The sequence below is a fragment of the Bosea sp. PAMC 26642 genome (assembly GCF_001562255.1).
GTDB lineage: Bacteria > Pseudomonadota > Alphaproteobacteria > Rhizobiales > Beijerinckiaceae > Allobosea.
On record NZ_CP014301.1, the window covers coordinates 605,535 to 618,975 of the forward strand.

General features: G+C 65.2%; 9 protein-coding genes. 5 read left to right on the forward strand and 4 right to left on the reverse strand.

What is annotated here, in order from left to right; translation table 11 throughout:
• Positions 1-108: 108 nt before the first annotated feature.
• From AXW83_RS02950 to AXW83_RS02960, 3 genes are read right to left on the reverse strand one after another with little or no spacing between them, the layout of a single operon-like run.
• Positions 109-3,198, reverse strand: coding sequence for an efflux RND transporter permease subunit (locus AXW83_RS02950; RefSeq protein WP_066610477.1), 3,090 nt, complete (start codon positions 3,196-3,198; stop codon positions 109-111).
• A complete protein-coding gene (locus AXW83_RS02955; RefSeq protein WP_236841801.1) occupies positions 3,195-4,262 on the reverse strand; it encodes an efflux RND transporter periplasmic adaptor subunit in 1,068 nt (355 codons plus the stop codon). Before AXW83_RS02955 ends, AXW83_RS02950 begins: the two co-directional genes overlap by 4 nt.
• An 8-nt stretch (positions 4,263-4,270) precedes the next feature.
• Complete coding sequence (locus AXW83_RS02960; protein WP_236841802.1) at positions 4,271-5,329, reverse strand: efflux RND transporter periplasmic adaptor subunit; 1,059 nt, start codon at positions 5,327-5,329, stop codon at positions 4,271-4,273.
• 394 nt (positions 5,330-5,723) lie between these two features.
• Between AXW83_RS02960 and AXW83_RS02965 the strand changes: the two genes are divergently transcribed.
• Positions 5,724-6,620 (forward strand): LysR substrate-binding domain-containing protein, encoded by an 897-nt coding sequence (locus AXW83_RS02965; RefSeq protein ID WP_066610482.1) that lies wholly within the window; start codon positions 5,724-5,726, stop codon positions 6,618-6,620.
• 56 nt (positions 6,621-6,676) lie between these two features.
• Here the strand turns inward: AXW83_RS02965 and AXW83_RS02970 are convergent, their stop codons facing one another.
• Complete coding sequence (locus tag AXW83_RS02970; RefSeq protein ID WP_066610484.1) at positions 6,677-7,564, reverse strand: LysR substrate-binding domain-containing protein; 888 nt, start codon at positions 7,562-7,564, stop codon at positions 6,677-6,679.
• 92 nt (positions 7,565-7,656) lie between these two features.
• On the opposite strand from AXW83_RS02970, the gene AXW83_RS02975 reads away from it, so the two are divergent.
• From AXW83_RS02975 to AXW83_RS02990, 4 genes are all read left to right on the forward strand, one after another.
• A complete protein-coding gene (locus AXW83_RS02975; protein WP_066610485.1) occupies positions 7,657-8,625 on the forward strand; it encodes an extracellular solute-binding protein in 969 nt (322 codons plus the stop codon).
• An 85-nt stretch (positions 8,626-8,710) separates the two neighbouring features.
• Positions 8,711-9,766, forward strand: a complete 1,056-nt coding sequence (locus AXW83_RS28190) for an ABC transporter ATP-binding protein (protein ID WP_442855216.1) — start codon at positions 8,711-8,713, stop codon at positions 9,764-9,766.
• Complete coding sequence (locus AXW83_RS02985; protein ID WP_066610487.1) at positions 9,763-11,886, forward strand: ABC transporter permease; 2,124 nt, start codon at positions 9,763-9,765, stop codon at positions 11,884-11,886. The genes AXW83_RS28190 and AXW83_RS02985 overlap by 4 nt, the downstream gene beginning before the upstream one ends.
• 8 nt (positions 11,887-11,894) lie before the next feature.
• The gene (locus tag AXW83_RS02990) at positions 11,895-13,136 is read left to right on the forward strand and encodes an aminotransferase class III-fold pyridoxal phosphate-dependent enzyme (RefSeq protein WP_066619719.1); all 1,242 of its coding nucleotides are present in this window, start codon (positions 11,895-11,897) and stop codon (positions 13,134-13,136) included.
• Positions 13,137-13,441: the final 305 nt, after the last annotated feature.

The window sequence follows — 13,441 nt, forward strand, 5'->3', positions numbered from 1 at the left end:
CGGTCGCGGGAGAGGGGCGCTGCGGCTGGGGCGATGCTCGGCGTTCGCGAGGATCGGATGCGGGGCGAAGCTCCGGTCCGGAACGCCGAGCAATCGGTGCGGCGCGGTCTAGGCCGGCTCATGCGCCGGCTGCGCGGGCAGCGGTTCCGCATCAGGTTCCGAGGGCGCCTTGATGCCGAACCAGGCCACGTAGAGCGCCGGCAGGAACAGGAGGGTCAGCAGCGTGCCGACGATGATGCCGCCCATCATGGCGTAGGCCATGGGGCCCCAGAACACTTCGTGCGAAATCGGGATCAGCGCCAGGCTCGCCGCGGCCGCCGTCAGCAGGATCGGCCGCGTCCGGTGCATGGTGGCCTCGACCACCGCCTCCCACGGAGCCCGGCCCTCCCGCCGCAGATCCTCGATCTGCACGACGAGGATCACCGAATTGCGGATCAGGATGCCGATCAGCGCCAGCACACCCAGGATGGCCACGAAGCCCATGGGAGCGCCGCTGGGCAGCATCGCCGCCACCACGCCGATCAGCCCGAGCGGAGCCGCCGCAACCACCAGGAACAGCCGCGAGAAGCTCTGCATCTGAACCATCAGGATCGTCGCCATGAGGAACAGCATGAGCGGGACCACGGCCGCGATCGGTCCCTGGGACTTGGCGCTTTCCTCCACCGGGCCCGCCACTGCGGCCGCGTAACCAGCCGGCAGCGCCCGGATGAATGCCTGGACCTTGGGTTCGAGCTGCTGAACGATCGTCGCGGGCTGCGTCGCATCGACGATGCTGCCCCTGATCGTGACGGTCGGCAGTCGGCTGCGACGCCAGATCAACGGCTGTTCGAGTTCGTAACGGAAGGTCGCGACCGCCGCCAGCGGCACGGACTGGCCGTTCTTGCCCGGCAACTGCAGGTTCTGCAGCGTCTCGATGGCGCCCCGCTCGGCCGCACTGGCCCGGCTCACGACGTCGACCAGATAGATCGCATCGCGCACTTGGGTGATGCTCGTTCCGCCCACCACGCCGTTGAGGACGCCAGCGATGTCCTGAGAGGTCACGCCGAGCTGGCGCGCCTTGTCCTGTAGCACGTCGATCTTCACCACCCGTGCGGGCTCGTTCCAGTTGAACCCGATATCGCTGACCCGAGGATGCTCGCCGACGATTGCGGCCAGCTTCTGCGCCAACTCCCTCACCTTATGGATGTCGGGGCCGCTCAGCCGGTATTGAACCGGTCGGCCGGCCGGCGGACCCACCGCCAGCAGGTCGACATACACATCCAGCCCGGCGAACTCCTCCCGCGTCCAGGTCTTGATCCTGGACCTGAGGCGCTCACGGGCCGCGATGTTCTTGGTCACGATGACCATCTGGCCGTAATTGGGATTTGCCGGCTGCGGGTCGAAGGAGAGGATGAAACGAACCGCGCCCTGGCCGATATAGGACGACCAGTGATGGATGTCGGCATCACCGGCGAGCTTGGCCTCGAAGCGGTCCATCTGCGCCTTCGTGTCGGTGATCGAGGCGTTCTGCTGCAGGGTGAAGTCGACAAGGAGTTCGTTGCGGTCCGAGGACGGGAAGAACTGCTGCTCAACAAACCGCATCCCGTAGAGCGAGACGGAAAACATCGCGACCGTCACGCCGATGGTGAGCCAGCGCCAGCGCATGGCGCCGACCAGGACGTGCGAGAACATCGTCGAAAGCCGGCTCGGCTTGTCGTGATGCTTCTTCATCGTCTTGGGAAGCAGCGCCACGCCGAGCAGGGGCGCAAACAGCACCGCGACGATCCAGGACAGCAGCAGCGAGACCGCGATGACGACGAACAGCGTGAAGGTGTACTCGCCCGCATTGCTACTGTTGAGGCCCACCGGGATGAAGCTCGCGACGGTGACGAGCGTGCCGGTGAGCATCGGGAAGGCGGTGGAGGAGTAGACGGCGGTCGCCGCCTTGCGCAGCGTGTCGCCGGCCTCGAGCCGCGCCACCATCATCTCGACCGCGATCATCGCGTCATCGACCAGCAGGCCAAGCGCGATGATGAGGGCGCCGAGCGAGATCCGCTGAAGAGAGATGCCGGTATACTGCATGACCACGAAGGTCATGGCGAGCACGAGCGGGATGGTGATGGCCACCACCAGCCCGGCCCGCATGCCGAGGCTGATGAAGCTGACCACCAGCACGATCGCCACGGCCTCGAACAGCGCCTTGGTGAAGCCGCCGACAGCCTCCTCGACCACGACGGGCTGGTCGGCCACAAGGTGCACGCCGACGCCGATGGGCAGTTCGCCGGTGATCTTGTGCATCTGCTCCTTCAGCGCCTCGCCGAACTCGAGCAGGTTGGCGCCGGTCTTCATGCCGATGGCGAGGCCGATCGCCGGCTGACCCTTGAACCGGAACAGCGCCTGTGGCGGGTCGACATGGCCGCGGCTGATGGTGGCGATGTCGCTCAGGCGGAAGAAGCGGTCGTTGACGCGCAGGTTGAGGCCGCGCAGATCCTCCTCCGACGTGAACTGCCCCGAGACTCGGACGCTGATGCGCTCGCGACCGGCCTCGATGACGCCCGACGGCGTGATCGCGTTCTGCGCCTGGAGCGTCTGGACGACCTCCTGCTGGCTGACGCCGAGGGCGGCCATCTCGCGCGTCGAGAATTCGAGGAAGATCACCTCGTCCTGGGCGCCGATCAGGTTGACCTTGCCGACATTCGGTACCGTAAGAACCTTGGCCCGCACGTCCTCGACATAGTCGCGCAGCTGCCGCTGCGTCAGTCCGTCCGCGGTGAAGGCGTAGACATTGCCGAAGACGTCGCCGAAATCTTCGTTGAAGACGGGGCCGACGACACCCTGCGGCAGCTCCCGCTTGATGTCGTTGATCATGTTGCGGACCTTGACCCAGACGCCGGGCACGTCGGCGCCTTTGACCGTGTCCTTCAGGTTGACATAGATGACGCTCTGACCAGGCGTGGTCTGGCTGCGGGTGTAGTCGAGCGAGTCGAGCTCTTCGAGCTTCTTCTCGATGCGGTCGCTGACCTGGCGGGCGGTGTCCTCGACCGTGGCGCCGGGCCACTGGGCGGCGATCACCATCGTCTTGATGGTGAACGACGGATCCTCCTCGCGCCCCAGGCTGACATAGGCGAGGATGCCGGCGATGGCCGAGACGATCATGAAATACCAGACGAGCGAGCGATGCTCGAGCGCCCAGTCGGACAGGTTGAAGCGGTTTGTCATTGGAATGCCCCATCTGGGATTGTGACTGCTTGGCCAGGGACCAGGCTGTTCACGCCGGCAACGACAACGCGTGAGCCGGCGGTGAGCCCGTCGAGGATCCGAACGAAAGATCGCTCTCGCGCGGCAATCGTCACGTCCTGGGTCGACACCGTTCGGGTCGCCGGATCGACGACCCAGACCATGGTCTTGCCGTCCCGCTCCAGCAGGGCGGAGGGCGGCAGTTCGATGCCCGGGAAGGCCTGCGTCGTGACCGTTGCGGTAATCGTCGTTCCGAGGCGAAAGCTCCTCGCCGGGCCGTCAAGCGCGATCCTGACCCGCCGCGTGCGGGTGGCGGGATCTGCTTGCGGTGCGATCTCCCGCACCGATCCGGCAGTCCGGACCGACGGATCGACTTGCAGGGCGATGTCGAAGCGGGATTCCAACCTGATATCCCGCCCGATCGTCTCGGGCAGATCGACCACCGCCTCGCGGATGTCGGGGCGTGCCACCGAAACGACCGTCTGGCCCGGCTGGACTACCTGCCCGAGCTCTGCCGCAACCGTGGTGACGACACCGTCGAAGTCGGCCCGCAACTCGGTGTAGCTGAGCTGCTCCTGCGCCTTGTCGAGCTCCGCCTTTGCACGGGTGACGCCGGCACGCGCGGTCTCAAGGGCTTGCGTGGCGGCGTCGAACTGGGACTGGTTGGAAATGTCCTGCAAGAGCAGCTTGCGCTGCCGTGCCTCTGTCGCGGCGGCGTTTTCAAGCCGGGCGCTGGCGCTGGCCAGGTCGGCCTGGGCCGACCGCACGGCCAGCTCATAAGCGACGGGATCGAGCCTGGCCAGGCGATCTCCCCGCTTGACGACGTCGCCGACATTCACGTCACGGCTCACGATGCGCCCAAGCACCTGGAAGCCAATGTCGGACTTGTAGCGAGGCTCGACGGTTCCGGCGAAGCCTAGCGTCCGCGCCGTCTGCGGAGTCGCTACGACGGAGATAACGGGCCGGGGGGACGGTGCCGTCGCGTGCGGCTTTTCCTTGCAGCCCGCGAGCAGCACGATCGCGCCGAGGACGGTCAGGGATGTCATGACTGGTTTCATCGGGCCGCTCCTTTGGCAACCGCGACAACCTGGCCGGGTCGAAGGAACTGCGCCCCGCCGGTCGCGACCATCTCGCCGGGTTGGAGCCCCTCGCGCATGAAAACCTTCCCGGTTTCGTAGCCTTCGACGGTGATCGGCTTCAGCAACACTGCGTTCGTCAGGGGGTCGACGGTCCACACGGCCGGTTGGCCGCTTCCGCTCGAGAGCGCACTCCACGGCACCACGACGAGCTTATGCGACTGCATCCGGCCCTCGCCGATGACCGAGGCGCCGAGCGTCATCGCTGCCGGCGACTGCGCGAGGCCGACTTTGACCCTGACGGTCCCCGTGAGCCTGTCCACAGTGGGCGAGACCTCCCGTACGGCGCCTGTTGCCGTGATGGCGGGGTCGGACACGAGAGACAGCGCGATGGCGGGGTCTGCGGGCTCGCGAGTGAAGATCGACTCGTTGACGTTGAACACCGCATCGCGCGGCCCGTCCTGGGCGATCGAGAATACGGTCTGCGCCGCTTGCATGACCTGCCCGGTTTCGGCATTGCGCGCCGTGATGACGCCGGCAACGCCGGCCTGCAGCACCGTGTCGGACAGACGATCGCGCGCTGTGCCGAGCTGAGCTCTGGCGTCAACGAGGGTGGCGTCGGCCGTGCGGTAGGCTTCCTGGGCCTGATCGTGTTCGCGCTGGGTCGTGAAGCCTCGGGCGAGCAACGCCTTCTGGCGCTCGTAGCTGGAGGTCGCCTGGCGCAGCACAGCCTCCGCGGAAAGGACCGCGGCCTCGGCGGCAGTGACTGTCGCCCGCTGCTGCTGCGGATCGAGCCTGGCCAGCACCTGGTCGGCCGCCACGTGGTCGCCGACATTGACCAGGCGCTCGGTGATGCGACCTCCGACCCGAAAGGACAGGTCGCTCTCGACCCGTGGGCGAATCTCGCCGGTCAGTCGAATAGTCGGCGCATAGTCGGCCAGCGTCGCCGCCTCGACCTGCACTGCGGTCGGCGGGTTCTCCGGGCCGCTGGTCTCATCCTGACAGGCGGCCAAGCCCGACACGGCAAGCATTGCCATGCAACAGGCCGATACCCGCCATCGACGGTTGTACTCCATCACATGCCCCTTTCGCTGGCTGAAAGCCAAAGCTCGGAGCGATGGAATACGTAGGCCGATAAATACGGTCCAATATATTATTATTAGATTTGCGATTGATAAAAGATATCAATAGCCGACGTCAGTGCTGCTGCTGCGCAGAGAAACTGCTTAGGACGGGCTACGCCTTCAGGACGAAGCGGCTCCATGGGAGACCGTGCGTTTGTTCCGCTTCGAGGCACCTTACGGGCAGACATGGGCCGGACACCAAAGCCGAAGTCCATCTATCCTTTGCGGCGGCAGGAAGAGGCGTTGGTTGCGGCAGGTCTGATGTCTACGATATTGTTTTTGCAGTTCTGATTTGAGAATTATACCGATGGACCTTCGTCACCTCAGGTACTTCGTCGCGACGGCCGAAGAACTTCATTTTGGTCGAGCCGCGGAGCGGCTCCACATCGCGCAGCCGGCCCTGAGCATCCAGATCAAGGCCCTGGAGGAGACGCTGGGGGTCCGGCTCCTTAACCGGACGAACCGGGTCGTGACACTGACGGAGGCTGGCCGGCTGTTCCTTAGGGAGGCCCGCCGCACCCTCGAACAGGCGCAGCATGCCGCATCGGTGGCCCGCCGGGCGGGGCGCGGCGAGATCGGCCGCATTGAGATCGGCTACTCCGCCGATGTTTCCTATTCTGGGGTGCTGTCAAAAACCCTGCGAGAGTACCGCCGGCAAATGCCCGACGTCGAGCTCGGACTGCACGAACTGCATCCGAGCACTCAGATCGCGCAGTTGCTGGAAGGCCGAATCCAGATCGGCTTCCTCGCCAGCTTTATCGGAAGCCCTGCCTGGAAGCTGCCGCAGGATCTTGATGCGATCCGCCTGATGGAATGGCCGCTGCGGATCGCGCTTCCGGTCGATCATCCCCTCGCGCGGCGCAGCCGGATTCCGCGTGAGGCGCTCGCCGACGAACCCTTCATTCTCTATGTCGGGTCGGACGTCGAGCAGGACCGCTCGTTGGTCCAGTTGACGCTCGGGTTTGCGCCGCGCGTTGCATATGAGGCGCGCAGCGGATTTTCTCTCATCAGCCTTGTCGGCGCCGGACTGGGCGTGGCCATCGTGCCATCGTCGGTCAGCTCCATCAGCATCGGCGAGCACGTGGTCTACCGGCCCATCGCGGGCAACACGATCCAGATCGGCACCGAGGTTGTCTTCCGCCGCGACGCTGACGACCCCGCCATCGTCAATTTCCTGCAGATGCTCCGCGTCGATCAACTATAAGTTTCGGTGCCTCGGCGTCGCCAAGGACTTCGCTCCCAACCCCAGAACCAAGACCGCTAGGGGCGATCCACCGCCTCTTCTTTGAAGGCAGCGAGCGCAGTCGCGACGAAAGCGCCGACGCTTCCCAAGCTGCGGGTCTCCCGGCGCGTGACCAGATATTCCCCAGCAAAGATATTGAAGTCGGACATTGTCAGCGTGCGCAGCCGAGGATCCAAGCCGCGCTCCCGGTCAAGTACGATACCGATGCCAATCCCGGCAGCCACCGCCTCCTTGACGGCCTCGCGACTACCTAAAACGAGATGCGGCGTGATCTCGATGCCTCGCTCCGCCAGCGCTGCCTCGAAGAGATGGCGCGTCATCGAGCCGGCCTCCCGCGTCACGAGGCGCTGACCTGAGAGTTCGGACGCTTCGATCTGCCTGCGCTCCCACCAGGGATGACCGGCATGCACCAGGATCTCGACGCGCTGGTCCAGCAGAAAGTCGCATGCAAAGTCGGGATGTGGCTGGCGCAGTGTGGCGATGGCGATGTCGACACGGTGCTGCGCGACAAGTTCCAGCAGACTGCTCGAATTTGCGAGCCGCACGTCGAGCTGCACTCCGGGATGCGCCGCAATGAAGCGTTCCAGAACCGGCATAGCCACATAGGGCGCGCACAGACCGATGGCGAGGTACCCTGCGGCGAGGCTACGGCTGTCGCTCATTCGGGCGGAGATGTCATCAAGCATGAGGATCGCCTGCCGGACCTTGGGCAGCAGGTCGAGAGCGTCCGGCGTCAGCTCTACGCCGCCCGCAGTGCGCTGGAACAGGCGCGTCCCAACTGCATCCTCGAGGGATTTTACGTGCTGGGTGACCGCGGGCTGGCTGACGCCCAGTGCGTGGGCTGCGGCGGAGAAAGTGCGATGGCTCGCGACGGCGTGGAAGGCGCGGAGTTGGGACAGATTCATGGGAAGGGGCGCCGTTCCGATAAGCTTAGCTTCATTACAGTGTCACACGATTTAGCAACACTTATATCACAGCAGCTCTGTGGGAGACACTGATGCCAAACCTCACCAACAGCATCGCGCGGATCGCCGCCATCGCCGCCGCCGCGTTCACACTGGCGGGCAGCCCCGCGCTCGCTAGAGAGGTTGTGATCTACAACGCCTCCGACAGCGTCAATAACGCGCTCGTCAGCGCTTTCAAGAAGAAGCACCCTGATATCGAAGTGAAATTCGTGTCGGGTTCGACCGGCCCGATCGCCGAGCGCGCCATCGCCGAGAAGGCCAAGCCGCAGGCCGACGTCGTCTATCTCGTCAACAACGTCGCCCTGGAGCAACTCAAGCAGGCCGGCGTTTTCGAGCCCTACGAGCCGAAGGGATCGAAGATCCTGCCCGCCTTCCGCGATGCTGATGGCTTCTACAGCAAGTACTTCGCCACGACGATGTGCATGGTCGTCAACAAGGAGCGGCTGGCGCAAAAGGGCCTGCCAATGCCTGCGACCTGGGAAGACTTGATCAGGCCGGTGTATCGCAAGGAGATTTCGCTGCCGTCGCCGCTCAAATCGGGCACCGGCGGCGCTATCCTGACGACATTCGTCGACGCTTTCGGCTGGCCGTTCGTCGAGAACCTGAACGAGAACGTCTACCAGTATTCCGATGGCGGCTCGGGCGGCGCGCAGTTGGCGGGCTCGGGCGAGGTCGCGATCGGCCTGACCTTCGACACCACCTGCTTCGAGACCAAGGCCTCTGGCAGGCCGGTCGAGATCGTCTATGGCCGGATCACGCCCAATGTCACCGAGGGCGGTGGCTTGGTCGCCGGCGGCCCCAACCCGGCCGAAGCCAGGATCTTCCTCGATTTCATGGCGGGGGACGACGCCGCCGCTGTGCTCGGCAAGGTTGTCGGTGCCACAGCCGTGCCCGGACACGGCCTGGTCGATCTGAAACAGATTACGCTCTGGCAGATGCGCCGCCCGGTCGACATGACCGCCTTCCGGCGCGAATTCGCCAGCCGCATCCTCAAGCAGTGACGGGTCGCGAACGGTGATCGAACTAGCGGCCGCGCCTCTGGCCGCGGAGCGGCCGGCCCTTCGCGAGGGCCGGCCGCATCTGGCGGTGCGCGACATCGTCAAATCCTATGGTGGTACCACCCGGGCGGTCGACGGCGTGTCGCTGGAACTCGCCAAGGGAGAGTTCGTCACGCTTCTGGGCGACTCCGGGTGTGGCAAGACAAGTTTGCTCAGGATCATAGCAGGCTTCGTGCGGCCTGATGGCGGGCGCGTCCTGCGCGCAGAGCAGGATGTCACCGAGATGGCCCCGGCGCGCCGGCGCATGGGCTTCGTGTTCCAGTCCTACGCGCTGTTCCCGACGAAGACCGTCGCAGAGAACATCGGCTTCGCACTGACGATCGCCTCGCGCGGCCGCGACGAACGGGAGCGGCGCGTCACCGAACTGGCGCGACTCGTCGAGATGGAGCTGCTCCTCGAACGCTATCCGCACGAGCTGTCCGGCGGCCAGCAGCAGCGCGTCGCATTAGCGCGAGCGCTGGCTTCCGATCCGGAGGTACTGCTGCTAGACGAGCCGATGTCGGCACTGGATGCGCGCATCCGCGTCAAGCTGCGCAACGAATTGCGATCGATCATCGACAAGCTCGGCATCACGACGCTCTACGTGACGCATGACCAGGAAGAGGCCCTGGCCCTGTCGGACAGGGTCGCAGTGATGCGCAACGGCTGCATCGAGCAGATCGGCACGCCGGCACAGATCTACCACCGGCCCGGCTCCATCTTCCTGGCCCAGTTCATCGGGGTCTCGAACCTGGTCGAAGGGCATGCGGGCGCCGACGGCCTGGACTCATATGGCGAAATCTGGCCGATAGTGTTCCCGTCTGAGATCAGGTCCGGAGAGCTCGTCACCGCGGTCTACCGGCCCGAGCATCTTGCGGTCATGCCCGTCGCCAACGCCGGAGGGGCGGGACTGACCGGGCGGATCGCGAGTTCGGCCTTCCTCGGTGCATTTGTGCGCCTCACGGTAACGCTCGACTCAGGGCGTACCGTCATTGCCGACTGCCCGTCACACGAGGTCGAGCGGGTCGGGGCACGTGGCGCGTCCGTCGCTGTCGTGCCAGATGCGACCCGCGCGGCGTTGATTCCTCGTCGGAGTCAGCCGTGACGCGCCTGCTGCGGCAATTGCCGGGTGCGATCATCAGCGGCGTCGTCGCGCTGCTGCTAGTGGTCTTCATCGGCGTGCCCATCGGCGCCGTACTGGTCAATAGCTTCGTCATCTCAGGTCCGATGCCGCCTGCACGTCTCAAGACGGTGACTGCCGATGCGCTCGGCCGGCTGTCGGTGGAAGACAGGACGGCCCTGATGCGCCGCTGGACCGAGACGGCGACCGAGCCGGAAAACGTCGAAGCGACCGCGACCGCGTTCCGCCTCGCCGGGCTGACTCCACCTTGGGATCGCAAGGCGCCCTATTCCGATCAAGCCCTGGCAAGGCAGGTCGCGCTGGCCGCGCTGACGCTGCAGGATCAGGCCGAGGTCGTCGATAATCAGGCGCTCGCGCATGTGATGCTGCACAAGCGGACTGCGCTCGCCTTTAGAGTGAAAGGTCTGATCGGCCAACAGGCGTTCGACACGCTGCGCAATGGCTCCGAGGAGCGCTGGGGGCTCGACCACTACCTCAAGGTCTTTCAGGATTCCTATCTCCGCAATGCCGCATTCAACAGCCTGACGCTCGCCGCCATGTCGGTCTTCTTCACAGTGTCGCTCGCCTTCGCGCTGGCCTACGGCATCAATTGCGGCGGTGTGCCATGGCCTTCCGTGATGAGAGGCGTCTTCCTGATGCCGCTGGTCGCGCCCCCGGTGTTGATCGCGACCGCGACGGTGATGCTGTTCGGCCGACGCGGATTGGTGACGCATTCGCTGCTCGACCGGAGCCTGGGGCTGATCGACGCCGACGAGACCAATCTCTACGGTCTTCTGGGCGTCGTCCTGGCGCAGACATTGTCGTTCATGCCAGCCACGCTGATCATTCTCGACAATGTTCTGCGCCGGCAGGACGGGCGCATCGACGAGGCGGCAGCGGGTCTCGGCGCCAGCCACTTCACGACCTTTCGCCACGTCACGCTACCGTTGGCCATGCCCGCGATCAAACGCGCGATCGTGCTTGTTTTCATCATGAGCCTGACGGATTTCGGCAATCCGCTCATTCTCGGGCGCGACACCCCGGTTCTCGCCGGCATCGTCTACGACGAGATCACCGCCTACCGAAACACGCCTCTGGCGGCGGCGCTTTGTGTCTGGATGATCATCCCCTCACTTCTGCTCTACCTTGGCCTGGAGTTGACAGGGCGCCGGAAGGGCTATTCGAGCGCGAGCGCCGCGGGACGCTCCGAGCTGCCCATGCCCCGTTCCTGGCGCATCGGCCTGACCGCGCTGGCGGGAACCGTCGGCGCGCTCATCTTCGCGGTCTACGGCACCATGGCGCTCGGCGCGGTGACGAAGATCTGGGGCAGCGACTGGGGCCTGACTCTCGGCTATTTCACAGGCGAAGGCGTCAAGGTCGGCCTCGCCGGCACTGGCTATGGCAGCTCCGAGCGCGGTCTGGACCTCGTCTGGGAAAGCCTGCGCATCGGCCTGATTGCCGGCCCTCTCGGCGGGCTGTTCGCGGTCGTCATCGCCTATGTCGTTGAGCGCCTGCGGCCGCCGGGCGCCAACCTGATCGTCTTTCTCGTGCTGGTGCCGGCAATCCTGCCCGGCATCATCTTCGGCATCGGATATATCGTCGCCTTCAACGTGCCCTTCGGCGTTCCGAGCCTGTCGCTCACCGGTACTTCGGCGATCCTCGTCATCAACGTCCTGTTCTCTAACATTTTCGTCGGCGTGCTCGCCGCGCGCGCAGCCCTGCAGCGCATTGACCGCTCCATCGACGAAGCCGCCGAAAGCCTGGGGGCAGGCCTCGTATCGCGCTTCCTGAGCGTGACATTGCCGATCCTGCTGCCGGCCCTGTTGCTCGGCATGCTCTATGTCTTCATCGACGCGCTGACGACGCTATCCTCGGTGATCTTCCTGGTCTCCGGCAACCACAAGCTCGCCTCGGTCGCGATCTTCAACCACGCCGGTTCCGGCGAATATGGCTATGCCGCCGCCAAGAGCCTCGTCCTGTTGGCCTTCGCGCTTGCGGCCATCGGCCTCGCAAGACTGATCGAGAAGGGCCGGGAGCCTGGCCGGCGCCGGCTCTCGCCCCTGCGTTGGCTGGCGCTTCCGCGCTTCCCGGCACTTTCGAAATGACGGTGGCCATGAAAGACAATCTCGTATCGCGCGACGCAGCCGCCTTCTTCCACCAGAAGGGATCGAGCCCTTGCCTGTCGGCGCTGCGCGCAGCGGAAGGCATCTGGCTCGAAGACGTCGAGGGGCGGCGCTTCATCGATCTGCACGGCAACACCGCGCACCATATCGGGCATCGTCACCCGGTGGTGATCGCGGCCTTGAAGCGTCAGCTCGACACGCTGCCTTTCTCGCCACGACGCTTCACCAATGAACCCGCTGTCGCGCTCGCCGAGAAGCTGCTGGCGTACTGGCCCGGCGCGCGCGCCAAGGTCCTTTTCACGACCGGCGGTTCGGATGCCGTCGAGGTCGCACTGAAGCTTGCGCGCGTTGCGACGGGCCGTCATGAGACGATCTCGCTCGAAGGCTCCTATCATGGCCATGGCTTTGGGGCCTTCGGGCTTTCGAAAGCCTCAGCCGATCCGCGTCTCGGCCCCTTTCTCCAAGGCCGGCGGCATGTGACGCCCTATTGGGCGCCGGACGGCGCGCAGCGCATGCTCGCGGAGATGCGCGAAGCCTTCGCGCAGTCACAGTCCGGCATCGCGGCGGTCGTGGCCGAGCCGATCCGCTCCAACTGCCATGTACCGCCGGATGGGCTCTGGGCCGAGGTGCGCGATCTCTGCAACCGACACGATACGCTACTGATCTTCGACGAAATCCCCTCCGGCCTCGGCAAGACCGGCCGCTTCTTCGCCTTCGAACATGTCGGCGCCGTACCCGACGCGGTGGTACTGGGCAAGGCGCTCGGCGCCGGAGTCTTGCCGATCGCCGCCATCATCGCCGACGCGCGCCTGGATGTCGCGCCTGAGCTCGACCTCGGCCACTACACTCACGAAAAGAACCCGCTGACCACGCGGGCGGCCCTGACCGCGATCGAGATCATCGAGCGTGATGGCCTGGTGCAACGCGCCGCCGAGCTCGAGCAACGCATCCGGTCGCGCATCGCCGCTCTCGCGGGTGAAGCCTCCGCCATTGTCGGCGTAAGAGGGCGAGGACTGCTGCTCGCCATCGAGTTCGACCCTGCGGCATTCGGCATGGAACCCGGGCCGAAATTCGCAGGCCGGTTGGTCTCCACCTGCTTTGAAGCCGGTCTTTCGACGACGTCCAAAGGCCCCGATAGCATCGGCTTTTCTCTGCCCATGACCGTGACCGACGCCGAACTCGATCTGTGTTTCGCACGGCTCGAAAAAGTCGCCGGGGCCGCTACGACCTGAGTTCGACTGTGCGGGAAGGGCTGGCCCCGCGCAAATCGATGGAAGCAGCGACGCCTGCCTGGGACGAGGCGCTGGTCGTCGCTGATCACCGTCTCAGCCGGACATCCCGCTCGCTGGATCGCGATCTTTTGAGGATAGTCCTGACTGGGAACGTCTGCATCGGATATTCGCACGCTGATCAGCCAATGCGGATCGACCCGTGATCGGCTTTTGCGATCATCTAACCGACCAACTTTATCGCCGATCCACCGTGCTTTCCCGATCCCAAGGTCGCGGACGAACGCCAGGCTTTTGTCACTTTCGAG

Excerpts from the sequence above, each read along its gene's own strand:
- AXW83_RS02950 (WP_066610477.1), bottom strand. The coding sequence starts at position 3,198 with ATGACAAACCGCTTCAACCTGTCCGACTGGGCGCTCGAGCATCGCTCG.
- AXW83_RS02955 (WP_236841801.1), bottom strand. The coding sequence starts at position 4,262 with ATGACATCCCTGACCGTCCTCGGCGCGATCGTGCTGCTCGCGGGCTGC.
- AXW83_RS02960 (WP_236841802.1), bottom strand. The coding sequence starts at position 5,329 with ATGGCAATGCTTGCCGTGTCGGGCTTGGCCGCCTGTCAGGATGAGACC.
- AXW83_RS02965 (WP_066610482.1), top strand. The coding sequence starts at position 5,724 with ATGGACCTTCGTCACCTCAGGTACTTCGTCGCGACGGCCGAAGAACTT.
- AXW83_RS02970 (WP_066610484.1), bottom strand. The coding sequence starts at position 7,564 with ATGAATCTGTCCCAACTCCGCGCCTTCCACGCCGTCGCGAGCCATCGC.
- AXW83_RS02975 (WP_066610485.1), top strand. The coding sequence starts at position 7,657 with ATGCCAAACCTCACCAACAGCATCGCGCGGATCGCCGCCATCGCCGCC.
- AXW83_RS02990 (WP_066619719.1), top strand. The coding sequence starts at position 11,895 with ATGAAAGACAATCTCGTATCGCGCGACGCAGCCGCCTTCTTCCACCAG.